This window comes from Streptococcus sp. 3705 (genome assembly GCF_013277145.1).
GTDB lineage: Bacteria > Bacillota > Bacilli > Lactobacillales > Streptococcaceae > Streptococcus.
In genome coordinates this window covers 1-26,137 of record NZ_VMMJ01000022.1, presented here as the reverse complement: position 1 = coordinate 26,137, position 26,137 = coordinate 1, and the positions used below count along the sequence as shown (strand labels likewise).

Here is a 26,137-nt window from a genome sequence, read left to right as displayed (position 1 = left end):
TTTTGCTATAAAGTTTGATATTTCTTTTGTTTTTCTACTCTTTTTCCGAATAAATAGATAGAAGCATCGAATCTAGTAAATTAGATTAAAAAATGTGCTATAATGAAAGGAGAAGAAATATGACTGTACGTCATCCGGGAATCAGCCCGACCAATGACTTGGTTGCTAAGAAAATTTTCAGCAATCCAGAAATCACTTGTCAATTTATTCGTGATATGTTGGACTTGCCAGCAAAAAATGTGACCATTTTGGAGGGGAGCAATATTCACGTCTTGCCTTCCCTGCCGTACTCGGCCCAGGATTTCTATATTAGTATTGATGTCTTGGCGGAGTTGGACAATGGCACGCAGGCTATTATCGAAATCCAAGTTCATCATCAGAATTTTTTCATCAATCGCCTGTGGGCTTACCTGTGTAGTCAGGTCAATCAAAATCTTGAAAAAATCCGCCAGCAAGAAGGAAATACTCACCAGAGTTACAAACATATCGCACCAGTATACGCAATCGCAATTGTGGATAGCAATTATTTCTCAGATGACCTGGCTTTTCATAGCTTTAGTATGCGAGAGGACACGACAGGTGAGGTCTTAACCATCACAAATAACGGTCAAGAAAACCATCTAGTCAAGATGGCGTTCTTGGAATTAAAAAAATATAGAGAAACCAGCAAAGATAAGGTTCGCAAGCCGTGGTTGGAGTTTTTCGGGAACAAACCCTTTACCCAAGAACCCGAGCGAGCCATCAGCCAAGCAGACCAACTGCTGGACTACAAGAGCTGGTCCGAGGAGGACAGGAAAATGTTTAGTCAATTACGTATGCGAGAAGAACAGGCCTTGTTAGCACAGGACTATGCCTTGGAAACAGCTAGGGCGGAAGGCATTGAAGAGGGATTAAAAGTAGGTCTAGTAAATCTCGTTCGCCAAGGTCTGCTGCTATCTGAGGTTGCCAGTCAGCAGTTGGGTATGACTGTGGCTGAGTTTGAGGTGCTATTGAAAGGCCATCACAAATAAGGACTAAAAAAATACAGAGAAACCAGCAAAGACGAGGTTCGTAAGCCGTAGTTGGAGTTTTTTGGTAACAAGCCCTTTACCCAAGAACCTGAGCGAGCCATCAGCCAAGCAGACCAACTGCTGGACTACAAGAGCTGGTCCGAGGAGGACAGGAAAATGTTTAGTCAACTACGTATGCGTGAAGAACAGGCCTTGTTAGCACAGGACTATGCCTTGGAAACTGCTAGGGCGGAAGGCATTGAACAAGGTTTAGAACGAGGTCGTGCAGAGGGCATTGAACAGGGATTAAAAGTAGGTCTAGTAAATCTCGTTCGCCAAGGTCTTCTGACTTCTGAGGTTGCGAGTGAGCAGTTGGGTATGACCGTCGCCGAGTTTGAGTCACTCTTGTGAACGAGTAAAAATGTTTTACCATCTATCTTGCAAAATAAATAGAATTTCTAATCCAAATGTTTTTTAATACCAAGCATAAACAGAGTCGGTTTTTCTAGGATATTTGGGTTAAGACCATTATCTTGAATGCCTTAGGGAAACATGCTATACTACTTGTATGATTATTTTACAAGCTAATAAAATTGAACGTTCTTTTGCAGGAGAGGTTCTTTTCGATAATATCAACCTGCAAGTTGATGAACGAGATCGGATTGCCCTTGTTGGGAAAAATGGTGCAGGTAAGTCTACTCTTTTGAAGATTTTAGTTGGAGAAGAGGAGCCAACTAGTGGAGAAATCAATAAGAAAAAAGATATTTCTCTGTCTTACCTAGCTCAAGATAGTCGTTTTGAGTCTGAAAATACCATCTACGATGAGATGCTTCATGTCTTTGATGACTTGCGTCGGACTGAGAAACAACTTCGTCAGATGGAGCTGGAGATGGGTGAAAAGTCTGGTGAGGATTTGGATAAACTGATGTCAGATTACGATCGCTTATCTGAGAATTTTCGCCAAGCAGGCGGCTTTACCTATGAAGCTGATATTCGAGCGATTTTGAATGGATTCAAGTTTGACGAGTCTATGTGGCAGATGAAAATAGCTGAGCTTTCTGGTGGTCAAAATACTCGTTTGGCTCTAGCCAAAATGCTCCTTGAAAAGCCCAATCTCTTGGTTTTGGACGAGCCAACCAACCACTTGGATATTGAAACCATTGCCTGGCTAGAGAATTACTTGGTAAATTATAGCGGTGCCCTTATTATCGTCAGCCATGACCGTTATTTCTTGGACAAGGTTGCGACAATTACGCTGGATTTGACCAAGCATTCCTTGGATCGCTATGTGGGCAATTATTCTCGCTTTGTCGAGCTGAAGGAGCAAAAACTAGCTACTGAGGCAAAAAACTATGAAAAACAGCAGAAGGAAATCGCTGCTCTGGAAGACTTTGTCAACCGCAATCTAGTCCGAGCTTCAACGACCAAACGTGCCCAATCTCGACGCAAACAACTGGAAAAAATGGAGCGTTTGGACAAGCCTGAAGCTGGTAAGAAATCTGCTAACATGACTTTCCAGTCTGAAAAAACGTCGGGCAATGTTGTCCTGACTGTTGAAAATGCGGCTATTGGTTATGACGAGGAAGTCTTGTCACAACCGATTAACCTAGACCTTCGTAAGATGAATGCTGTCGCTATCGTTGGTCCCAATGGTATTGGCAAGTCAACCTTTATCAAATCAATCGTGGATCAGATTCCTTTTATCAAGGGTGAAAAGCGCTTTGGCGCTAATGTTGAGATTGGTTACTATGACCAAACCCAAAGCAAGCTGACACCAAGTAATACTGTACTGGATGAACTCTGGAATGATTTTAAACTGACACCAGAAGTTGAAATTCGTAACCGTCTAGGTGCCTTCCTTTTCTCAGGAGAGGATGTTAAAAAATCAGTTGGCATGCTGTCAGGTGGCGAGAAAGCTCGTTTGCTTTTGGCTAAATTGTCTATGGAAAACAACAACTTCCTGATCCTTGACGAGCCGACCAACCACTTGGATATTGATAGCAAGGAAGTGCTAGAAAATGCCTTGATTGACTTTGATGGAACTCTTCTATTCGTCAGCCACGACCGTTACTTTATCAATCGTGTGGCAACTCATGTACTGGAATTGTCAGAGAATGGATCAACTCTCTATCTTGGAGATTACGATTACTATGTTGAGAAGAAATCAGAAGTAGAAATGATTCAAACTGAGGAAGCTTCAACCAGCAATCAAGCAAAAGAAGCAAGCCCAGTTAATGACTATCAAGCTCAGAAAGAAAGTCAAAAAGAAGTTCGTAAGCTCATGCGACAAATAGAAAGTCTAGAAGCTGAAATTGAAGAGTTAGAAAGTCAAAGTCAAGCCATTTCTGAACAAATGTTGGAAACAAACGATGCCGACAAACTGATGGAATTGCAGGCTGAGTTGGACAAAATCAGCCATCGTCAGGAAGAGGCCATGCTTGAGTGGGAAGAATTATCAGAGCAGGTGTAAAATGGAACATCTTGGAAAAGTATTTCGTGAATTTCGGACAAGTGGAAATTATTCTTTAAAGGAGGCGGCAGGCGAGTCCTGCTCCACCTCTCAGTTATCTCGCTTTGAGCTTGGGGAGTCTGACCTAGCAGTCTCACGTTTCTTTGAGATTTTGGATAACATTCATGTCACAATCGAAAATTTCATGGATAAGGCAAGGGATTTCCATAATCATGAACATGTGTCTATGATGGCACAGATTATCCCACTTTACTACTCAAATGATATTGCAGGTTTTCAAAAGCTTCAAGAAGAACAACTTGAAAAGGCTAAGAGTTCGACGACTCCCCTTTATTTTGAGCTGAACTGGATTTTGCTACAAGGTCTGATTTGTCAAAGAGATTCGACTTATGAGATGAAGCAGGATGATTTGGATAAGGTAGCAGATTATCTCTTCAAAACAGAAGAATGGACCATGTATGAGTTGATTCTTTTCGGTAACCTCTATAGTTTCTACGATGTGGACTATGTCACTCGGATTGGTAGAGAAGTTATGGAGAGGGAGGAATTTTACCAAGAGATTGGTCGCCATAAGAGATTGGTTTTGATTTTGGCCCTCAATTGTTACCAGCATTGTTTAGAGCATCTTTCTTTTGACAATGCAAGCTATTTTGAGACTTATACAGAGAAGATTATTGGTAAAGGTATTAAGCTTTATGAGCGTAATATTTTCCATTATCTAAAAGGCTTTGCCTTGTACCAAAAAGGACAGTGTAAAGAAGGTTGTAAGCAGATGCAAGAGACCATGCATATTTTTGATGTGCTAGGTCTCCCAGAGCAAGTAGCCTACTATCAGGAACACTACGAAAAATTTGTCAAAAGTTAATTTTCCCAAATAAGGGAAAAAATAAAAAGCTCCTTTCAGTTTTGATACAATAGTTTCAAAATTTGAGAGGAGTTTTTATATGAATCGCTATGCAGTACAGTTGATTAGCCGCGGAGCTGTTAACAAGATAGGGAATATGCTCTATGATTATGGAAATAGTGTCTGGTTGGCTTCCATGGGAACTATGGGACAGACAGTTTTAGGAATGTATCAGATTTCTGAACTCGTCACATCTATTCTCGTAAATCCCTTTGGCGGAGTCATTTCAGATCGTTTTTCTCGTCGTAGGATTTTAATGGCGACGGACCTTGTTTGCGGGATTCTTTGTCTGGCTATTTCTTTCATAAGGAATGACAGCTGGATGATTGGCGCTTTGATTGTTGCCAATATTGTTCAGGCTATTGCTTTCGCATTTTCTCGTACAGCCAATAAAGCCATTATAACTGAGGTTGTTGAGAAAGATGAGATTGTGATCTATAATTCTCGCTTAGAGCTGGTTTTGCAGGTTGTAGGTGTTAGCTCTCCTGTTCTTTCCTTCCTTGTTTTACAATTTGCAAGTCTCCATATGACGCTATTACTAGACTCGCTGACTTTTTTCATTGCTTTTGTTCTAGTGGCTTTCCTTCCAAAAGAGGAAGCAAAAGTTCAAGAGAAAAAGGCTTTTACTGGGAGAGATATTTTTGTAGATATCAAGGATGGGTTACACTATATCTGGCATCAGCAAGAAATTTTTTTCCTTTTGCTGGTAGCTTCCAGCGTTAATTTCTTTTTTGCCGCTTTTGAATTTCTCCTCCCCTTTTCGAATCAGCTTTACGGGTCAGAAGGAGCCTATGCAAGTATTTTAACTATGGGGGCTATTGGTTCCATCATTGGGGCTCTTCTAGCTAGTAAAATTAAAGCTAATGTTTATAATCTGTTGATTTTACTGGCTTTGACAGGTGTCGGAGTTTTTATGATGGGATTACCACTGCCAAATTTTCTTTCCTTTTCTGGAAATTTAGTTTGTGAATTGTTTATGACGATTTTTAATATTCACTTTTTTACTCAAGTACAAACCAAGGTTGAGAGCGAATTTCTTGGGAGAGTACTAAGTACAATTTTTACCTTAGCTATTCTATTTATGCCTATTGCAAAAGGATTTATGACAGTCTTGCCAAGTGTACATCTCTCTTCTTTCCTGATAATTGGAAGTGGTGTTCTCATCTTGTCTTGTATATCATTTATTTATGTTCGAACTCATTTTGAAAAAGAGACATAAGTTTGCTTGGACTTCAAAAATAATTCCAATCTAAGTATTTTTTCCGCCCTTCTCGTTTGTGAGGAGGGCTTAGTTTATGGTAAAATGGTCTTATGAATAAAAGAATGAATGAGTTAGTCACCTTACTCAATCGCTATGCGACTGAGTACTATACCAGCGATAATCCGTCGGTTTCAGACAGTGAGTATGACCGTCTTTATCGTGAGTTGGTCGAGTTAGAAACTGCTTATCCAGATCAAGTGTTAGCAGAAAGTCCGACCCATCGTGTTGGTGGCAAGGTTTTAGATGGTTTTGAAAAATACAGTCATCAGTATCCTCTTTATAGTTTGCAGGATGCTTTTTCACGTGAGGAGCTTGAAGCTTTTGATTCGCGTGTTCGTAAGGAAGTGGCTCATCCGACCTATATTTGTGAGCTGAAAATCGATGGCTTATCTATCTCGCTGACTTATGAAAAGGGGATTTTAGTTGCTGGGGCAACGCGTGGAGATGGTTCTATTGGTGAAAATATAACAGAAAATCTCAAACGTGTTAAGGACATTCCTTTGACCTTGCCAGAAGAACTAGATATCACAGTTCGTGGGGAATGTTACATGCCACGCGCTTCTTTTGACCAGGTTAACCAAGCTCGGCAAGAAAATGGAGAGCCTGAATTTGCTAATCCTCGTAATGCAGCAGCAGGAACCCTTCGGCAGTTAGATACAGCAGTAGTAGCCAAGCGCAATCTTGCGACTTTCCTCTATCAAGAAGCCAGTCCTTCAACTCGTGACAGCCAAGAAAAGGTTTTGAAGCACCTAGAACAGCTCGGTTTTGTAGTTAATCCTAAGCGGATTTTGGCTGAAAACATAGATGAAATCTGGAATTTTATCCAAGAAGTAGGACAAGAACGGGACAATCTGTCTTATGATATCGATGGGGTGGTGATCAAGGTCAATGACCTAGCAGGTCAAGAAGAACTTGGCTTTACCGTTAAGGCTCCAAAGTGGGCAGTGGCTTACAAGTTCCCAGCTGAAGAAAAAGAAGCTCAACTACTCTCAGTTGACTGGACAGTTGGCCGTACGGGTGTTGTAACCCCAACTGCCAATCTAACACCAGTACAACTGGCTGGTACAACTGTTAGCCGTGCAACTCTGCACAATGTGGATTATATTGCTGAAAAAGATATCCGCAAAGACGACACGGTTATCGTCTATAAGGCTGGGGACATCATCCCTGCCGTTTTACGTGTGGTAGAGTCCAAACGGATTTCTGAAGAGAAACTAGATATCCCTACAAACTGCCCAAGTTGTGACTCTGACTTGTTGCACTTTGAAGATGAAGTGGCCCTGCGTTGTATCAATCCACGTTGCCCTGCCCAAATCATGGAAGGTTTGATTCACTTTGCCTCTCGAGATGCCATGAATATTACAGGCCTTGGGCCATCTATTGTTGAGAAGCTATTTGCTGCCAATTTAGTCAAGGATGTGGCGGATATTTATCGTTTGCAAGAAGAGGATTTCCTCCTTTTAGAGGGGGTTAAGGAAAAATCCGCTGCTAAACTGTATCAGGCTATCCAAGCATCTAAGGAAAATTCTGCCGAGAAGCTCTTGTTTGGTTTGGGAATTCGCCATGTCGGAAACAAGGCTAGTCAGCTCTTACTTCAACATTTCCACTCAATTGAAAATCTGGCTCAGGCAGATCCAGAGGAAGTGGCTAGTATTGAAAGTCTGGGTGGGGTGATTGCCAAAAGTCTTCAAACTTATTTTGCGACAGAAGGCTCTGAAATTCTCCTAAGAGAATTGAAAGAAGCAGGAGTCAATCTGGATTATAAAGGTCAGACTGTAGTGGCAGATGCGGCCTTGTCAGGTTTGACCGTTGTATTGACAGGAAAATTGGAACGTCTCAAACGCTCAGAAGCTAAAAGCAAACTCGAAAGTCTGGGTGCCAAGGTGACAGGCAGTGTCTCTAAAAAGACAGACCTTGTTGTTGCAGGTGCAGACGCTGGAAGTAAACTTCAAAAAGCACAAGAACTTGGTATCGAAGTTCGAGATGAAGCTTGGCTCGAAAGTTTGTAATGATCTTTTAAAAACAGAGTTTAGATAGAATGACAATGTTTGTTAATCGGGACAAAATTAGTCAAAAATTTATTAGTAAAACAGAAACAAATTAAAAAGTAAAAAGGAAAAATAAAAATGTATACCTACCCTATGCGCATTCATTACCATCGCAAGAATGGTGAATATGACACTTGCTCTTTTGTAAAGAGTAAGGATCAACGAATTGATTTACTAACTTACCAAGAAGATTATTTTGGTGCCTTATTTAGTTTTGAACACCCAAGCGTTCATCCCTTAGAAAGCTTGAATTTTGTGGTTCATACCGGCCAAACCAGTAAAGAATATGCCATCCGTTTTAATCACTATCCTCTCTTAACGGAGGTCTGGATTTTGGAAGGCGATGATAGAATTTATTATTCTGAAAATCCTGCTATTGCCAGTCCTTTCTATAAGAATCAAAATCCTTTTGCCTTTGACAAGGCTATCAATAGCGCTAGTTTCGACCACCACTGGGGTTACCAAGGGGAATTGGGTTGCCATGTAGAGGACAATCAGGCTCATTTTGCCCTTTGGGCTCCAACAGCGACAGCAGTGCAGGTTGTCGTTTATGAATCAGCTACTAATGATGCACCTGTTTGGAAGACTTTTGATATGGAGAGAGGCAATCGCTACTCTTATAACCATAAGGACAATACTATTGGTGTCTGGAGTTTGGATGTTGAGGAAGATTTGACTGGTAAGGCTTATCAGTATCAAGTCCAATTCCCTCATCACCAAACACTGACACGTGATCCTTATACAATCGCGACCAGCCCTGATGGCAAACGTTCTGCTATTCTGAGCCATGCAGAAAAACAAGTCGAAAATTTCGAGGTCAAGCATGGTTCTGATGCTGCTTGGCGTTTGGAAAATCCATGTAAGGCAGTTATTTGTGAAATGCATATTCGTGATTTGACCCAATCACCGACCTCAGGTGTGGATGAACATCTTCGAGGAACGTTCTTGGGTGCTGCTCAGACTGGAACGGTTAACCAGTACGGTCAGTCAACTGCTTTTGATCACATCAAGAAGTTGGGCTACAATTATGTTCAGTTGCAACCAATTGCAGACCGTCATAAAGAATACGATGAGGATGGAAATGTAACCTACAACTGGGGTTATGATCCACAAAACTATAACGCGCCAGAAACTAGTTTTTCAACTAATCCAGATGATCCAGCTCAGGTCATTCGTGATTTGAAGACCATGGTTCAAGCTTACCACGATGCGGGTATTGGTGTTATTATGGATGTGGTCTATAACCATACCTTCTCAGTTGTTGATGCACCTTTCCAAACAACTGTCCCTGACTATTATTATCGTATGAATCCAGATGGTACCTTCCAGAATGGAACGGGTGTTGGAAATGAAACAGCCAGTGAACACGAAATGTTCCGCAAGTACATGATTGATTCTCTTTTATACTGGGTGCAGGAATATAATATTGACGGCTTCCGTTTTGACTTGATGGGGATTCATGATGTCAAGACTATGCAGATGATTCGTCAGAGTTTGGATGAAATTGACCCCAACATTATCCTCTATGGAGAAGGATGGGATATGGGAACAGGTCTTGCCCCTTATGATAAGGCTAAGAAAGACAACGCCTACGAAATGCCAAATATTGGTTTCTTTAATGACAATCAGCGTGATGCTGTCAAAGGTGGAGAAGTTTACGGTGCTATCAAGTCAGGTTTTGTCAGTGGTGCTGCGACAGAGCCAATTCTAGCTAAAGCAATCCTAGGAAGTCGTGAATTAGGAACCTATACACATCCAAATCAGGTGCTTAACTATGTAGAAGCCCATGACAATTACAATCTTCACGATTTATTGGCAACTCTTCATCCAGACCAAAGTTCAGAACAAATCATGCACAAGGTTGAGACAGCCACAGCTATGAACCTACTCATGCAAGGGATGGCCTTTATGGAAATCGGTCAAGAATTTGGTCGTACCAAACTGGTTGCGACTGGTGAGAATGGTGAGTTGACACATGATGATAGAGAGCGTGCGATGAATAGCTATAATGCTCCTGACAGTGTGAACCAAGTCAACTGGGATTTGATCAATGAGCGTCAAGACAGTATTGAGTTTATCCGTCAAGTCATCCGATTGAAGACAAAAACTGGCGCCTTTTCTTACTCTAGCTATGATGAAATTTACCATCATGTCTTTGTGCATTCTGCGATTGAACATAGCGGCTGCCTTATCTATGAAGTTCACGGCAAAGAACACCTCTTGGTGGTTGTGAATGCTAAATCAGAACCCTATCCATTTGAAAATGCAGGAAATTTAGCTACGTTGGTAACCAACAGTCGCTCAAAAGAAGACAATGTGTTAGATGATATTAGTCTAGCTGTCTTGAGTGTTTTATAAAGACCATCTATCTCGCTATTCTAACACATCATTGGAAGTGAACGAATAGAAAGAACTTAGCTGATAACTCACTTGTATAGAAAATTTGATAAATATTTTCATCAAACGTGTAAAGTCAGGAAATTGTTTTCCTGATTTTATTTTTTTGCTATAAAACAATAATAATCATAGAAAAAATACGAACTTTTTGGTATTATAGTAGAGAAAAGAAAGGCGTTTTCGCAATTTTTTGAAAAAATATTGATTTACAATTGAACGAGTAAGTGAACTTGTTGTAGATTTTCAAAATAATTAAAGAAGTATAGTAATTTACTTGAATCTTCTCTAAAAAGGTAGTATAATAAATCTATAGAAAACGCTTACAGAAATAGGAGGGTGTATGGATAAGAAAAAAGCTTTAGAAACCTTTATGACTGGTGAAAATTTTCACCTCCAGCACTATCTAGGAGCGCATAGGGAAGAAAAAAATGGTGAGTATGGCTATACTTTCCGTGTGTGGGCACCTAATGCTCAGGCTGTTCACTTGGTAGGGGATTTCACCAATTGGGTAGAAAACCAAATCTTAATGGAACGAAATGAATTTGGTGTCTGGGAAGTCTTTACCAGCCTTGCTCATGAAGGCCAAATTTACAAGTATCATATCACTCGTGCAAATGGTCATCAGCTGATGAAGATTGATCCTTTGGCTGTTCGATATGAGGCACGACCTGGTACTGGAGCGATTTTAACAGAGATTCCAGAGAAAAAATGGAAAGATGGTCTTTGGCTAGCTCGTAGAAAACGCTTGAGTTTTGAAGAGCGTCCTGTCAATATTTACGAAGTTCATGCTGGATCGTGGAAGAGAAATCTAGATGGAGGTCCTTATAGTTTTGCTCAACTGAAGGATGAGCTGATTCCTTACTTGGTTGAGATGAACTATACTCACATTGAGTTTATGCCCTTGATGTCTCACCCTCTCGGTTTGAGTTGGGGTTACCAGCTTATGGGGTACTTTGCTTTAGAGCATGCCTATGGTCGTCCTGAAGAGTTTCAAGATTTTGTTGAGGAATGTCATTTAAATAATATTGGGGTCATTGTGGACTGGGTACCTGGTCACTTTACTATCAATGATGATGCCTTGGCCTATTATGATGGGACACCGACTTTTGAATATCAAGACCATAATAAGGCTCATAACTACGGTTGGGGTGCGCTCAATTTTGACCTTGGGAAAAATGAAGTCCAGTCCTTCTTGATTTCTAGTATTAAATTCTGGATTGACTTTTACCATTTGGACGGTATTCGCGTGGATGCTGTTAGCAACATGCTCTATCTTGATTATGATGATGCACCATGGACGCCAAACAAGGATGGTGGTAATCTAAACTACGAAGGCTATTATTTCTTAAAACGTTTGAATGATGTCATTAAGCAAGCTCATCCAGATGTTATGATGATTGCCGAAGAAAGTTCATCAGCTACTCAGATTACTGACACCAAGGATTCAGATGGTCTTGGGTTTGATTATAAGTGGAATATGGGTTGGATGAATGACATCCTCCGATTCTATGAAGAAGATCCGATTTATCGTAAATACGACTTTAACCTAGTGACTTTCAGCTTTATGTATGTCTTCAAGGAAAACTATCTCCTACCATTCTCACATGACGAAGTTGTTCATGGCAAGAAGAGTATGATGCATAAGATGTGGGGAGATCGTTACAATCAATTCGCAGGCTTGCGCAATCTCTACACTTATCAAATTTGTCACCCTGGTAAGAAATTGCTCTTCATGGGTAGTGAATATGGGCAATTTCTAGAATGGAAATCTGAAGAGCAGTTGGAATGGTCTAACCTAGAAGATCCAATGAATGCTAAGATGAAGTATTTCACTTCTCAGCTAAACCAGTTTTACAAAGACCACCGCTGTCTGTGGGAAATTGATACCAGCTATGATGGTATTGAAATCATTGATGCGGATAATCGAGACCAGAGTGTTCTTTCCTTCATCCGTAAGGGTAAGAAGGATGATATGTTAGTCTGTGTCTTTAATATGGTACCTGTCGAACGAAAAGATTTTACAATCGGACTTCCTGTTGCAGGGATTTACGAAGAAGTCTGGAATACTGAGTTAGAAGAGTGGGGCGGTGTCTGGAAAGAATATAATCAAACTGTGCAAACACAAGAAGGACTATGGAAGGATTATGAGCAGACCTTGACCTTTACCCTACCGGCTATGGGAGCAAGTGTTTGGAAAATCAAACGTCGCTTGAAATCTGCAAAAACCGTCACAAGTAAAAACCAAAAAGGAGTAGAAAATGAAGAATGAAATGTTAGCTTTGATTCTTGCTGGTGGGCAAGGAACTCGTCTCGGTAAACTTACTCAAAGCATCGCAAAACCAGCTGTGCAATTTGGTGGGCGCTACCGTATCATTGACTTCGCTCTTTCAAACTGTGCCAACTCAGGGATTCACAATGTTGGAGTCATTACACAGTATCAACCACTTGCTCTTAACAATCATATTGGAAACGGTTCAAGTTGGGGGTTAGATGGTATTAATTCTGGTGTCTCTATTCTTCAACCTTATTCTGCAAGTGAAGGAAATCGTTGGTTCGAAGGGACTAGTCACGCTATTTACCAAAATATCGACTATATCGACAGCGTCAATCCTGAGTATGTCTTGATTCTCTCTGGGGACCATATCTATAAAATGGACTATGATGCTATGCTCCAGTCACACAAGGATAATAATGCCAGTTTGACAGTAGCAGTTCTTGATGTTCCTCTTAAAGAAGCTAGCCGTTTTGGTATTATGAACACCGATGCCAATAACCGCATTGTTGAATTTGAAGAGAAACCAGCCCAACCTAAATCTACCAAAGCCTCTATGGGGATTTACATCTTTGATTGGCAACGTCTCCGCAATATGTTAGTCGCTGCTGAAAAGAGCAATGTCGATATGTCAGACTTCGGTAAAAATGTCATTCCAAATTACCTTGAGTCTGGTGAAAGTGTCTATGCCTACGAATTTAATGGGTATTGGAAAGACGTTGGTACGATTGAGTCACTTTGGGAAGCCAACATGGAGTACATTTCTCCAGAAAATGCCTTAGATAGCCGTAACCGTCAATGGAAGATTTATTCAAGAAACTTGATTTCACCGCCAAACTTCCTTGGTGCAAATGCTCACGTAGAAGATTCTTTGGTTGTCGATGGCTGTTTCGTAGATGGAACTGTTAAACATTCTATTCTTTCAACAGGCGCGCAAGTTCGTGAAGGGGCAGAAGTAGTAGATTCAGTTATCATGAGTGGAGCCATTATTGGACACGGAGCTAAAATCAAACGTGCTATTATTGGTGAAGGTGCAGTTATTTCTGATGGTGTCGAAATTGATGGAACAGAAGAAGTACAAGTTGTAGGATATGATGAAGTAGTGGGGGTAGCAACAGATGAAGATTGATAAATATTCTGCCATTTTAGGAAACACAGTTGGTTTTCATGATATGTCAACACTGACAGACCATCGTCCAGTAGCTAGTTTGCCATTTGGTGGTAAATATCGCTTGATCGACTTCCCGCTTTCAAGTCTTGCTAATGCAGGTGTCCGTAGTATCTTTGGTATTTTCCAACAAGACAATATCAGTTCCGTCTTTGACCATATCCGTTCTGGGCGTGAGTGGGGTTTGTCAACACTTCTTAGCCACTATTATCTAGGTATTTACAATACTCGTGTGGAAAGTAGTACAGTTGGAAAAGAATACTATCATCAACTTCTTACTTATTTGAAGCGTTCTGGTTCAAACCAAACAGTATCACTCAACTGTGATGTCTTAATTAATATTGATTTGAACCAAGTGTTCCACCTTCATAACACAACGAAGGGACCTATTACTGTTGTTTATAAAAAACTAGCTAAGAAAGACATTTCAGAAGTAAACGCAATCTTGGAAGTGGATGAAACAGACCATGTTCGTTCTCACAAACTCTTTGATAGTAAATCAACAGACGAAGTCTATAATATGTCTACAGATATTTTTGTAGTTGATACACCTTGGTTGATTGAACGTTTGGAAGAAGAGGCTAAGAAAGAACATCCAGAGAAATTGCGTTATGTTTTAAGGGATTTGGCTGCAAAAGAAGGGGCTTTTGCCTACGAGTACACAGGCTACCTTGCAAATATTCATTCTGTAGAGTCTTATTACCAAGCTAATAAAGATATGCTTGAATCTCAAAAATTCTATTCTCTTTTCTCACCAAACCAAAAGATTTATACAAAGGTTAAAAACGAAGAACCAACTTACTATGCTAATACATCTAAGGTAAGTACTTCTCAGTTTGCGTCTGGTAGTATTATTGAAGGTCAAGTGGCTAATTCTGTTTTATCACGTAATATTCATGTCCATAAGGATAGCCTGGTTAAAGATAGCATCTTATTCCCTCGTGTTGTTATTGGAGAAGGTGCTCAGGTCGAATATGCTATCTTGGACAAGGGTGTTGAAGTTGCGGATGGAGTTGTGATCCGTGGAACTGCAGAACATCCAGTCGTCGTTAAGAAAGGTGCTAAAGTAACAGAGGATATTCATTCATGAAAATTTTATTTGTAGCAGCTGAGGGTGCACCCTTTTCAAAAACAGGTGGTTTGGGAGACGTCATTGGCGCTCTTCCTAAATCACTGGTAAAAGCGGGACATGAAGTTGCAGTGATTTTACCCTACTATGACATGGTAGAGGCTAAATTTGGAAATCAAATTGAAGATGTGCTTCATTTTGAGGTGAGTGTTGGTTGGCGCAGACAGTATTGTGGGATTAAGAAAACCGTCTTAAACGGTGTAACCTTCTACTTTATTGACAACCAATATTATTTCTTCCGCGGTCATGTTTACGGTGATTTTGATGACGGAGAACGCTTTGCTTTCTTCCAACTGGCTGCCATTGAGGCAATGGAAAGGATTGACTTTATACCTGACCTTCTCCATGTTCATGACTACCATACAGCTATGATTCCTTTCTTGTTAAATGAAAAATACCGTTGGATTCAAGCCTATGAGGGCATTAAAACTGTTTTAACCATTCATAATTTAGAATTCCAAGGACAATTTTCAGAGGGAATGTTATGGGATTTGTTTGGAGTTGGCTTTGAACGTTACGCTGATGGTACCCTTCGCTGGAACAACTGTCTGAACTGGATGAAGGCTGGTATTCTTTATGCTGACCGTGTTTCAACCGTTTCGCCTAGCTATGCTCATGAAATTATGACCAGTCAGTTCGGATGTAACTTGGATCAGATTCTTCGAATGGAGTCTGGTAAAGTTTCTGGTATCGTGAATGGGATTGATGCTGACCTGTATAATCCTCAGACGGATGCCCTATTAGACTATCATTTTAATCAGGAAGATTTGTCTGGAAAAGCCCAGAATAAGGCAAAATTACAAGAGAGAGTTGGCTTGCCAGTTAGAGCCGACGTTCCACTGGTGGGAATTGTTTCTCGTTTGACACGTCAAAAAGGTTTTGATGTGGTGGTCGAAAGTCTTCACCATATCTTGCAAAATGATGTTCAGATTGTTCTTTTGGGAACTGGCGATCCAGCATTTGAAGGAGCTTTCTCATGGTTTGCTCAGATTTACCCAGACAAGCTATCAGCAAATATCACTTTTGATGTCAAACTTGCTCAAGAAATCTACGCTGCTTGTGACCTCTTCCTCATGCCGAGTCGTTTTGAACCGTGTGGCTTGTCTCAAATGATGGCGATGCGGTACGGAACCTTGCCATTGGTCCATGAAGTTGGTGGCTTGCGAGATACCGTTCGCGCTTTCAATCCAATTGAAGGAAGCGGTACAGGCTTTAGCTTTGACAATCTATCTCCTTATTGGTTAAATTGGACTTTCCAAACAGCTTTGGACTTGTATAGAAACCATCCTGACGTTTGGAGAAACTTACAAAAACAAGCTATGGAGTGTGATTTCTCATGGGATACAGCCTGCAAGTCATATCTAGACTTGTACCAAAGCTTAGTTAACTAATAGATAAAATCGTATGATGACTTCATACGATTTTTAGGCTATTTGGCTATTTAGAGAGGAGAACTGATGTCTCAAGTAAAAGGCTTGTGTGTCATGGATGTTGATGGAACCTTAATCCTAGAAGAAGTGATTGATTTGTTAGGAAGAGAGGCAGCTTGTGAGGAGGAAATTGCGCAGCTTACAAGTCAGGCAATGCGAGGAGAGTTGGACTTTGAAAGCAGTTTACGAGACAGAGTGTCCTTCTTGGAAGGTCTTCCTGTTTCGGTTTTTGATAAAGTCTTCAACACTATTCATCTATCGCCAAATGCCCAGGAATTCATCTCCATTCTCCAAAAGAATGGTATCCTAGTTGGTCTGGTGTCCGGTGGCTTTACACCAATAGTTGAAAGATTGGCAAAATCTCTTGGAATTGCCTATTTCTCTGCCAACCAACTTGAAGTCAAAGGTGGCTTTCTAACAGGGAAATTAGTTGGACAAATTATTAGTCCCGAGGTTAAAAAAGAGACTATGGAACAATGGAGAGAGGAACTAAAACTTTCTAAAGAAAGAACGATTGCAATCGGTGATGGGGCCAATGATTTATTGATGTTGAAGTCAGCGGGACTAGGAATCGCCTTTTGTGCAAAAGAAGTACTCAAAAAAGAAATACCAAATCATGTTGACAAGAGGGATTTTTTAGAAGTTCTACCTTTGATTGACTGTTTAGAATGAGGGAAAATATGAAGATTGTAATTGCACCAGATTCGTTTAAGGAAAGCTTGTCTGCTCAACAGGTGGCTGAAGCTATTAAAAGAGGTTTCCAACAATCGATAGCAGATGTAGAATATCTCCTCTGCCCTGTTGGTGATGGGGGAGAAGGTACTGTAGATGCTATCCGACATTCTCTTGACCTAGAAGAAAAATGGATCCAAGTGACAGGCCCTTTTGGCCAAAAAGAAGCCATGCGCTATTTTCAAAAAGGGAAACTGGCACTATTTGAAGTTGCTGATTTGGTTGGCCTTGGAAAGATTCCGCAAGAGAAACGAAATCCACTGCAAATCCAAACTTGTGGGATTGGAGAGTTGATTCGCCATCTCATTGCTAAAGATATTAAAGAAATCTATATTGGCGTTGGTGGCACGGCCAGTAATGATGGCGGTATAGGGATTGCTGCTGGTTTAGGTTATCAATTTTATGACGTGAATGGAAAGGTCTTGCCTGCTTGCGGTCAATCCTTACTAAACTTAGCTTCTGTCTCAACAGAAAATCGCTATGAAATTCCTGAAGATGTGCAAATTCGTATTTTAGCAGATGTCGTGAGTCCCTTATGTGGTCATCAAGGTGCGACCTACATTTTTGGCAAACAAAAAGGCCTAGATCCTACTATGTTTGAGGCCGTAGATCAAGCGATCCAAGATTTTTATGAAAAAGTCTCCCCTGCAACATTGGAAATTAAAGGAGCAGGAGCTGGTGGAGGCCTTGCTGCTGGTTTGTGTGCCTTTGCTCAAGCAAGAATCGTATCTGGGATTGATACCTGTTTAGATTTGATTGATTTTGATAAGAAAGTTTTAGATGCTGACTTGGTTGTTGTAGGAGAAGGAAGGCTAGATTGTCAAAGTTTAGCAGGTAAAGCGCCTATTGGTGTTGCAAAAAGAACCCCTGTCGGAGTTCCTATCATTGCTATTTGTGGTAGTCTTGCTGAAGATTTACCTTCCCTACCATTTGAAAATATTCAAGCTGCCTTTTCAATTTTGGAGAAATGTGAACCTTTGGAAGATAGTTTGAAAAATGCCAGTCTCTATCTGGAGCGCACAGCTGCCAATATTGGGCGTTTATTAAGTATGCGCAATATTTAGCCAAACCATTTTTTCCATAAGGATGTTTTGGATGGTTCTTCCTTTTTAACTTCCCAAAGTTTTGCAAAAGCAAGTCGAAGGTTCTTTTCTTCTACTTGAACGGGTGCATTGGTGTGGATAATCAGGCCAAAAGGAGAAGAAGTATGCTCTTCAGATACAATGGTAGCTTGACTATCAGTTTCTTTTGCTTCTTTTAAGTAGAAAACTTGTTTGTCAAATTCGATAGTTGGTGAGATTTTCACAAATAGTGGCTCTGCTTTTTCCTGTAGGTTTTCTAAAATAGATAAAAAGCCTTTTTCTAGCTGAGGGCTATTTGCTGTGTCAATATCTGCATATCCAAGAACTCTTTCCTCAAAAGTACCAAGATAGCGTCTTTGCTCATCCGGATTTAGTTTTGGCCCACCATGAGCTTTTTCAAGTAATTGTTTTGATAAATCTGTCATGAAAACAGTATATCATAAAAGTTAGAATAAAACAGACAAAAGAAAGCGATTACTTTATAAAGTTAAGGAAAATTTGCACAAAGATAACGTTTTTTCTTGAAAAAGGAGGGGTTTTAAGGTATTATAGAGGTGTAAAAAATTTAACTCATAAGGAGAGTAAAAAATGTCAATTATTACTGATGTTTACGCTCGCGAAGTCCTAGACTCACGCGGTAACCCAACACTTGAAGTAGAAGTTTACACTGAATCAGGTGCTTTCGGACGTGGTATGGTTCCATCAGGAGCTTCTACTGGTGAACACGAAGCAGTTGAACTTCGCGACGGTGACAAATCTCGTTACGGTGGTCTTGGTACACAAAAAGCTGTTGACAACGTAAACAACATCATTGCTGAAGCTATCATTGGCTACGATGTACGTGATCAACAAGCTATCGACCGTGCTATGATCGCTCTTGACGGTACTCCTAACAAAGGTAAATTGGGTGCAAACGCAATCCTTGGTGTGTCTATCGCTGTAGCTCGTGCTGCTGCTGACTACCTTGAAATCCCACTTTACAGCTACCTTGGTGGATTCAACACTAAAGTTCTTCCAACTCCAATGATGAACATCATCAACGGTGGTTCTCACTCTGACGCTCCAATCGCTTTCCAAGAATTCATGATCGTACCTGCTGGTGCGCCATCATTCAAAGAAGCTCTTCGTTGGGGTGCTGAAATCTTCCATGCTCTTAAGAAAATCCTTAAATCTCGTGGTTTGGAAACAGCCGTAGGTGACGAAGGTGGATTTGCTCCTCGTTTTGAAGGAACTGAAGACGGAGTTGAAACTATCCTTGCTGCGATCGAAGCTGCTGGATATGTTCCTGGCAAAGACGTATTTATCGGATTTGACTGTGCTTCATCAGAATTCTACGATAAAGAACGTAAAGTTTACGACTACACTAAATTCGAAGGTGAAGGAGCAGCTGTACGTACTGCTGCAGAACAAATCGACTATCTTGAAGAATTGGTAAACAAATACCCAATCATCACTATCGAAGATGGTATGGATGAAAATGACTGGGACGGTTGGAAAGCTCTTACTGAACGTCTTGGTGGTAAAGTTCAATTGGTTGGTGACGACTTCTTCGTAACAAACACTTCTTACCTTGAAAAAGGTATTGCAGAAGGTGCTGCTAACTCAATCCTTATCAAAGTTAACCAAATCGGTACTCTTACTGAAACATTCGACGCTATCGAAATGGCGAAAGAAGCTGGTTACACTGCCGTTGTATCACACCGTTCAGGTGAAACTGAAGATTCAACAATCGCTGACATCGCAGTTGCAACTAACGCAGGACAAATCAAGACTGGTTCACTTTCACGTACAGACCGTATCGCTAAATACAACCAATTGCTTCGCATCGAAGACCAACTTGGTGAAGTAGCTGAATACCGTGGATTGAAATCATTCTACAACTTGAAAAAATAAAATAGTTCAGTGAACTATTTTATCCCGAACCTTGAAACTCAAAAGTTCGGCCGTTGATTTAACAACGTTTCTAGCCCCTCGGATTTTATCCGAAGGGCTATTTTTGGGCTCTTTGTCAACTGTAGTGGGTTGAAGAAAAGCTAATATCTAGAAAGGACAAATTTCGTCCTTTCTTTTTTGATATTCAGAGCGATAAAAATCCGTTTTTTGAAGTTTTCAAAGTTCCGAAATCCAAAGGCATTGCGCTTGATAAGTTTGATAAGATTATTGGTGGCTTCCAGTTTGGCGTTGGAATAGGGTAGTTGAAGGGCGTTGGCAATTTTCTCTTTATCCTTGAGGAAGGTTTTAAAGACAGTCTGAAAAAGAGGATGAACCTGCTTTAGATTGTCCTCAATGAGCCCGAAAAATTTATCCGGTTCCTTATTCTGAAAGTGAAAAAGGAAGAGTTGATAGAGATGGTAGTGGTGTTTCAAGTCTTCTGAATAGCTCAAAATCTTGTCTAGAATTTCTTTATTCGTCAAGTGCATGCGAAAAGTGGGGCGATAAAAACGTTTATAGCTGAGTTTCCTACTATCTTGTTGGATGAGTTTCCAGTAACGCTTGATAGCCTTGTATTCATGGGATTTTCGATGAAACTGATTCATGATTTGGACACGCATACGACTCATAGCACGGCTCATGTGTTGGACAATATGGAAACGATCCAACACGATTTTAGCGTTTGGAAAAAGCTGTTTAGCCAAGTCATAGTAAGGGCTAAACATATCCATAGTAATGATTTTCACTCGACATCGGACGACTCTATCATATTTAAGAAAGTAATTTCGAATAATAGCTTGTGTTCTTCCCTCGAGAACAGTGATGATATTGAGCTTTTCAAAATCTTGTGCAATGAAACTCATTTTTCCCTTTGTAAAGGAGTACTCATCCCAAGACATAATCTCAGGCAGACGAGAAAAATCATGCTTAAAACGGAAATCATTGAGCTTGCGAATGACAGTTGAAGTTGAGATGGCCAGCTGATGGGCAATATCAGTCATAGAAGTTTTTTCAATCAGCTTCTGAGCAATTTTTTGGTTGATGATACGAGGGATTTGATGATTTTTCTTTACTAGAGGAGTCTCAGCAACCATCATTTTTGAACACTGATAGCACTTAAAACGACATTTTCTAAGTAGAATTCTAGTAGCCATACCACTCGTTTCTAGGTAAGGGATCTTAGACGGTTTTTGAAAGTCATATTTCTTCATTTGCCTTCCACAATCAGGGCAAGATGGGGCCTCATAGTCCAGTTTAGCGATGATTTCTTTGTGGGTATTCCTATTGATGACATCCATAAATTGGATATTAGGGTCTTTAATGTCTAGTAGTTTTGTGATAAAATGTAATTGTTCCATAGGATTCTTTCTAATGATGGTTTGGTCGCTTTTCATTATAGAGCTTATGGGACTTTTTTTCTACAATAAAAACGGCTCCATAATATCTATAGGGGATTTACCCACTACAAATATTATAGAGCCGAAAAGCTAATATCTAGAAAGGACAAATTTCGTCCTTTCTTTTTTGATGTTTAGAACGATGAAAATCCGTTTTTTTGAAGTTTTCAAAGTTCCGAAAACCAAAGGCATTTCGTTTGATAAGTTTGATGAGATTATAGGTTGCTTCTAATTTGGCATTAGAATAGGGTAACTGAAGGGCGTTGACGATTTTCTCTTTATCTTTGAGGAAGGTTTTAAAGACAGTCTGAAAAAGAGGATGAACCCGCTTTAGATTATCTTCAATGAGTCCGAAAAATTTATCCGGTTCCTTATTCTGAAAGTGAAAAATCAAGAGTTGATAGAGATGATAGTGGCATTTCAATCCTTCTGAATAGGTCAAAATCTTGTCTAGAATCTCTTTATTGGTTAAGTGCATGCGAAAAGTAGGGCGATAAAAACGTTTATAACTGAGTTTACGACTATCCTGTTGAATGAGTTTCCAGTAGCGCTTGATAGCCTTGTATTCATGAGATTTTCGTTCAAACTGATTCATGATTTGGACACGCAAACGACTCATAGCACGGCTTAAGTGTTGGAGTAAAACAGTCCAGTGGACTGTTTTAGCCTGAGTTTAGAAATGTAATAACGAAGGGGAAAACGATCAAGTACAATTTTTGCATTAGGGAGTGAAACAGTCTGGGAGACTGTTTCAGCCTGAGCCTAGAAATTCGAAATCGAAGCTGTTTAGCCAAGTCATAGTAGGGGATAAACATATCCATAGTAATGATTTTCACCTGACAACGAACAGCGCGATTGTAGCTCAGAAAATGATTTCTTATGATGGCTTGTGTTCTTCCCTAAAGAACAGTGATAATATTGAGCTTATCAAAATCTTGAGCAATGAAACTCATCTTTCCCTTAGTGAATGCATACTCGTCCCAGGACATAATCTCAGGAAGACGAGAAAAATCATGCTTAAAACGAAAGTCATTGAGTTTGCGAATAACAGTTGAAGTTGAAATAGACAACTGATGAGCAATGTCGGTCATAGAAGTCTTTTCAATTAGCTTCTGGGCAATCTTTTTGTTGATGATACGAGGGATTTGGTGATTTTTCTTTACTAGAGGAGTCTCAGCAACCATCATTTTTGAGCACTGATAGCACTTGAAACGTCGCTTTTTCAGAAGAATTCTAGTAGCCTTGCCAGTGGTTTCGAGGAGACGGTTTTTGAAAGTCATATTTCTTCATTTTGCTTCCGCAATTAGGACAAGATGGGGCATCATAATCCAGTTTAGCGATGATTTCCTTGTGGGTATCCCTATTGATGATATCTATAATTTGGATATTTGGGTCTTTGATATCGAGTAGTTTTGTGATAAAATGTAATTGTTCCATATGATTCTTTCTAATGATGGTTTGGTTGCTTTTCATTATAGGTTATATGGGACTTTTTTTCTACCCTAAAATAGGCTCCATAATATCTATAGGGGATTTACCCACTACAAATATTATAGAGCCAAACTTTTTAAAAAATCTTTTTCATAACTTTATCCAGTACATTGATTGCTTTATCTTTCATGTTCTTCGTGACGTGGGTATAGATAGAAGTAGTGACTTCAGAGTCGGAATGATCAAACCCTGCCCGTGATTGTTTTTAGCGGAATTTTATTTTCTGATAAAATATTGGACATTGTAGGTAGCATGTTTTTATAGATGTTCAATTTGATTTATTTTTGTGGAATCCTCTTATTTTGAGATGAATACCAATTATAAGTGATTTGCATATCCAGGATATTACAAAGAAAAGCAAGCTAATGGGCACATAAATTTTATTTCAGATTCTTTAAAGCTGTTTACTCTGTTAGCAATTGTATTTGATATTTGATAGGATTAATAGTTTATTGAATCCCTTTCTTATTTATTACATAATTTAATTTATGTAATCTATAAACTATCCAAGGCATTCTTTTGTTCATCATTGACGATATGGGTATAGAGGTCAGTGACTTGTGTGCTGGCATGTCCTAGCTGGTGACTGACCAAAACTTGCGATTTAGTGGCATCATAGAGCCTGGTTGCTAGCGTATGGCGTAGTTTATGGGGTGTTACACGGACTTTGAAGTCCTCAGAGTACTTAGCAACCATTTTCTCAACGCTGGAAGCATCGATACGATTAGGAACTCCTCTGTAGAGAGTCAAAAAAAGGGCTGTATCTATTTTTTCCGTCTTATAGCGTTGATTTCGAATGGCCAGATAATTCTCTAAATAAGGCTTAGCAAAAGCAGCGACATTGACCGAGTCACGTTTGCCCCCTTTTCTAGTGACATCGATAACCATCATTTTTAGATTGAGATCCCTTAGATCCAGATTAACAGCTTCAGATAAACGGACACCAGATGCCAAGAGAAGGGCAATAATGGCCAAATCACGTTCTTTATTTTTGTTGAATGATGAGAGAGCTCGATTAGAGAGCTGTTGTGGGTACTCTTGGTCAATATAAGTAAGAAAACCTTCTGTTTCATCACCTAAAAAGAGTTTTTGCTTGATGTTTTCAGCTCTGGCAGCAAGTGTCTCTTTCTTTTTCTTGGTTGAAACTTTCTTCATTACATTTCGATAGAAATAAGGCTCCCCCTGGTCGTTTTCAACCTCCTCGGTTAGATACTTGTAAAGACTGGAGAGGGCTGACAAGGTCCGATTGATAGTCGTCTGAGAAACACCTTGCTTGGTTGTATTAGCATTCAGCAAAGGACGTTCACGTAGATAAAGGATAAAAGATTCCATGTCTTTCTTAGACATATTTTCCAAGACAGATAAAGGAATATCAGACATTTTATCAGCGTTTGAAATACCAGACTCCAAAACCCAACTAAAAAATCGATCGTATTCCTTGAGGTATTCGTACAAGGTTGTAAAACTGTAAGGTACAGCCAGCTTAGATTGATAGTATTCCAAAACATACCAGGGCATGATTTGTTTTAGTTTGTCGATTCGTTCCAGTAAAATCTCACGTTTCATGTATTTTCTCCATAAATAAGTCTACTAGTAGTATAGCATAGACTTATTTATTTTTCAAGAAAATTATAGTTTTTCGGAAAGATGTTGTAGAGATTTTTAGACCTGTGTAAAACAGTTCTAAATATTTGGAGTTTCTATTGTGAATCATTAGCTAGTGCTTTTTCTAGATTCCAAATACTAAACCAGAATGAAATAGTCAACAGAATAAAGAAAATAATAAAGAGCTCACCCACTAAACTTCTGTTCATACTACACAACTGAAGAGCTATATAAGGAGCTATGAGATACAAAATACATATTGTATAATTGCTATTGTTTTCTTTTTCATGATTTTAATCTTACTGTACAGATTTGATACAGTAAACTCCTTTCTAGCTTTATGCTTTATCATTTCTAACTAAATTATAGTCTTATTTTTACCAAAATTCAATTATTTGTGTGTGCAATGTCTTGTCAGTAAAAGAGGCTGAATAAAAATTCTTTAAAAGTAAAAAGCGTATAGTGTCAGTCATTGAAAAAACTTGATACTATACGCTTTTTACTTCATTTTTTCTTGAAATTGACTTTTTCCCCGGACTCTTAAGATTTTATTTGACTGCTTCTTTCAAAGCGTCTACCTTATCCAAACGTTCCCATGGAAGATCAATATCTGTACGTCCCATGTGTCCATAAGCTGCTGTTTGACGGTAAATTGGACGTTTAAGGTCCAGCATTTGGATAATTCCTGCAGGACGAAGGTCAAAGATTTGACGAGCCGCTTTTTCAAGTTTGCTTTCAGCTACTGTTCCTGTACCAAAAGTATCAATACGAACAGATACAGGTTGCGCAACACCGATAGCGTAAGCCAATTGTACTTCCGCCTTCTTAGCAAGACCTGCTGCAACAATGTTTTTAGCAATGTAGCGAGCTGCATAAGAAGCTGAACGATCCACCTTAGTCGCATCCTTACCAGAGAAGGCACCACCACCATGACGAGAGTAGCCACCATAAGTATCTACGATAATTTTACGACCAGTCAGACCTGAGTCTCCTTGAGGTCCACCGATTACAAAACGACCAGTAGGATTGATGAAGAATTTTGTTTGCTCATCCAAGTAAGAGGCTGGAATAACCTCTTTGATAACCTTGTTAATGACATCATTGTGAATTTGTTCGTTGCTGACTTCTGGATCGTGCTGAGTTGAAATCACGACTGTATCCACACGTACTGGACGGTCATTTTCATCATACTCAACTGTAACTTGTGATTTAGCATCTGGGCGAAGATAGCTAATTTCACCAAACTTACGAAGTTCTGCCAGACGACGAACCAATTTATGACTGAGTGAGATTGGCAATGGCATGAGCTCTTCTGTTTCATCCACTGCAAATCCAAACATGAGCCCTTGGTCACCAGCGCCAATCAAGTCAAGCGGATCTTGGTCTGCATTCCCACGAACCTCCAAGGCTTCGTTAACACCTTGGGCAATGTCTGGTGACTGCTCAACAAGTGACGGATGGACTCCCACTGTCTCAGCAGAAAATCCATATTCTGTATTGGTGTAGCCAATCTCTGCAATGGTATCACGAACCACACGGTTAATATCCACATAGGCATTTGTAGATATTTCACCAAAAACATGGACGGAACCAGTATATACAGCTGTCTCAGCAGCAACGTGCGCCTCTGGATCTTTAGCTAAAATAGCATCCAAAATCGCATCTGAAATTTGGTCTGCAATCTTATCTGGATGCCCCTCAGATACAGATTCAGACGTGAATAATTTACGTTCTGACATAAAAATGTCCCCCCTTAAAAATAGTGTTATAGAGTTACAAAGTACTGATAGGAATTTTCATTATCTAAGAGTTACTAGCTTCAGAAATAAA

Annotated in this window: 17 protein-coding genes and 3 pseudogenes; 14 read left to right on the top strand and 6 right to left on the bottom strand. The window is 39.8% G+C overall.

What is annotated here, in order from left to right; genetic code table 11:
• Window positions 1–119: 119 nt before the first annotated feature.
• From HT714_RS07105 to HT714_RS07045, 13 genes and pseudogenes are all read left to right on the top strand, one after another.
• Window positions 120–1,010 carry an Rpn family recombination-promoting nuclease/putative transposase gene (locus tag HT714_RS07105; RefSeq protein WP_173225941.1) on the top strand — a complete coding sequence of 297 codons (891 nt, stop codon included), beginning with the start codon at window positions 120–122 and terminating at the stop codon, window positions 1,008–1,010.
• 3 nt (window positions 1,011–1,013) lie between these two features.
• Window positions 1,014–1,400, top strand: a pseudogene (locus tag HT714_RS07100) (hypothetical protein); the annotation flags it as partial.
• 157 nt (window positions 1,401–1,557) lie between these two features.
• Complete coding sequence (locus tag HT714_RS07095) at window positions 1,558–3,459, top strand: ABC-F family ATP-binding cassette domain-containing protein (RefSeq protein WP_173225945.1); 1,902 nt, start codon at window positions 1,558–1,560, stop codon at window positions 3,457–3,459.
• Between the two features lies 1 nt (window position 3,460).
• Window positions 3,461–4,324, top strand: coding sequence for a MutR family transcriptional regulator (locus HT714_RS07090; protein WP_173225947.1), 864 nt, complete (start codon window positions 3,461–3,463; stop codon window positions 4,322–4,324).
• 79 nt (window positions 4,325–4,403) lie between these two features.
• Complete coding sequence (locus HT714_RS07085; protein ID WP_173225949.1) at window positions 4,404–5,582, top strand: MFS transporter; 1,179 nt, start codon at window positions 4,404–4,406, stop codon at window positions 5,580–5,582.
• Between the two features lie 92 nt (window positions 5,583–5,674).
• On the top strand, window positions 5,675–7,633 hold the full coding sequence (gene ligA, locus HT714_RS07080) for an NAD-dependent DNA ligase LigA (RefSeq protein WP_173251727.1): 1,959 nt from the start codon (window positions 5,675–5,677) through the stop codon (window positions 7,631–7,633).
• Between the two features lie 117 nt (window positions 7,634–7,750).
• A complete protein-coding gene (gene pulA / locus HT714_RS07075; RefSeq protein WP_173251725.1) occupies window positions 7,751–10,030 on the top strand; it encodes a type I pullulanase in 2,280 nt (759 codons plus the stop codon).
• Between the two features lie 379 nt (window positions 10,031–10,409).
• On the top strand, window positions 10,410–12,338 hold the full coding sequence (glgB, locus tag HT714_RS07070) for a 1,4-alpha-glucan branching protein GlgB (RefSeq protein ID WP_173227225.1): 1,929 nt from the start codon (window positions 10,410–10,412) through the stop codon (window positions 12,336–12,338).
• Window positions 12,328–13,470 (top strand): glucose-1-phosphate adenylyltransferase, encoded by a 1,143-nt coding sequence (locus HT714_RS07065; RefSeq protein WP_173227223.1) that lies wholly within the window; start codon window positions 12,328–12,330, stop codon window positions 13,468–13,470. The genes glgB and HT714_RS07065 overlap by 11 nt, the downstream gene beginning before the upstream one ends.
• On the top strand, window positions 13,460–14,599 hold the full coding sequence (glgD, locus tag HT714_RS07060) for a glucose-1-phosphate adenylyltransferase subunit GlgD (protein ID WP_173227221.1): 1,140 nt from the start codon (window positions 13,460–13,462) through the stop codon (window positions 14,597–14,599). Before HT714_RS07065 ends, glgD begins: the two co-directional genes overlap by 11 nt.
• Window positions 14,596–16,029 (top strand): glycogen synthase GlgA, encoded by a 1,434-nt coding sequence (glgA, locus tag HT714_RS07055; RefSeq protein WP_173227219.1) that lies wholly within the window; start codon window positions 14,596–14,598, stop codon window positions 16,027–16,029. The genes glgD and glgA overlap by 4 nt, the downstream gene beginning before the upstream one ends.
• Before the next feature lie 66 nt (window positions 16,030–16,095).
• On the top strand, window positions 16,096–16,740 hold the full coding sequence (gene serB / locus HT714_RS07050) for a phosphoserine phosphatase SerB (RefSeq protein ID WP_023936809.1): 645 nt from the start codon (window positions 16,096–16,098) through the stop codon (window positions 16,738–16,740).
• Window positions 16,741–16,748: 8 nt separating this feature from the next.
• Complete coding sequence (locus HT714_RS07045) at window positions 16,749–17,864, top strand: glycerate kinase (RefSeq protein ID WP_173227215.1); 1,116 nt, start codon at window positions 16,749–16,751, stop codon at window positions 17,862–17,864.
• Here HT714_RS07045 and HT714_RS07040 read toward each other — a convergent pair.
• Window positions 17,861–18,307, bottom strand: coding sequence for a DUF1694 domain-containing protein (locus tag HT714_RS07040; protein WP_061760006.1), 447 nt, complete (start codon window positions 18,305–18,307; stop codon window positions 17,861–17,863). The genes HT714_RS07045 and HT714_RS07040 overlap by 4 nt on opposite strands.
• A 163-nt stretch (window positions 18,308–18,470) precedes the next feature.
• Between HT714_RS07040 and eno the strand changes: the two genes are divergently transcribed.
• Window positions 18,471–19,775 carry a surface-displayed alpha-enolase gene (gene eno / locus HT714_RS07035; RefSeq protein ID WP_000022821.1) on the top strand — a complete coding sequence of 435 codons (1,305 nt, stop codon included), beginning with the start codon at window positions 18,471–18,473 and terminating at the stop codon, window positions 19,773–19,775.
• A 140-nt stretch (window positions 19,776–19,915) separates the two neighbouring features.
• Here eno and HT714_RS07030 read toward each other — a convergent pair whose 3' ends face one another.
• The 5 genes and pseudogenes from HT714_RS07030 to metK all read right to left on the bottom strand — a co-directional run bounded on the left by HT714_RS07030 (window position 19,916) and on the right by metK (window position 26,046).
• Window positions 19,916–21,172: an ISL3 family transposase gene (locus tag HT714_RS07030; RefSeq protein ID WP_173227213.1), complete on the bottom strand. Its 1,257-nt coding sequence runs from the start codon at window positions 21,170–21,172 to the stop codon at window positions 19,916–19,918.
• Window positions 21,173–21,301: 129 nt separating this feature from the next.
• Window positions 21,302–22,648, bottom strand: a pseudogene (locus tag HT714_RS07025) (ISL3 family transposase).
• A gap of 130 nt (window positions 22,649–22,778) precedes the next feature.
• A pseudogene (locus HT714_RS07020) lies at window positions 22,779–22,938 on the bottom strand (integrase); the annotation flags it as partial.
• Between the two features lie 259 nt (window positions 22,939–23,197).
• Window positions 23,198–24,268, bottom strand: a complete 1,071-nt coding sequence (xerS, locus tag HT714_RS07015) for a tyrosine recombinase XerS (protein ID WP_000817860.1) — start codon at window positions 24,266–24,268, stop codon at window positions 23,198–23,200.
• 587 nt (window positions 24,269–24,855) lie between these two features.
• Window positions 24,856–26,046, bottom strand: a complete 1,191-nt coding sequence (gene metK / locus HT714_RS07010) for a methionine adenosyltransferase (RefSeq protein ID WP_173227212.1) — start codon at window positions 26,044–26,046, stop codon at window positions 24,856–24,858.
• Window positions 26,047–26,137: the final 91 nt, after the last annotated feature.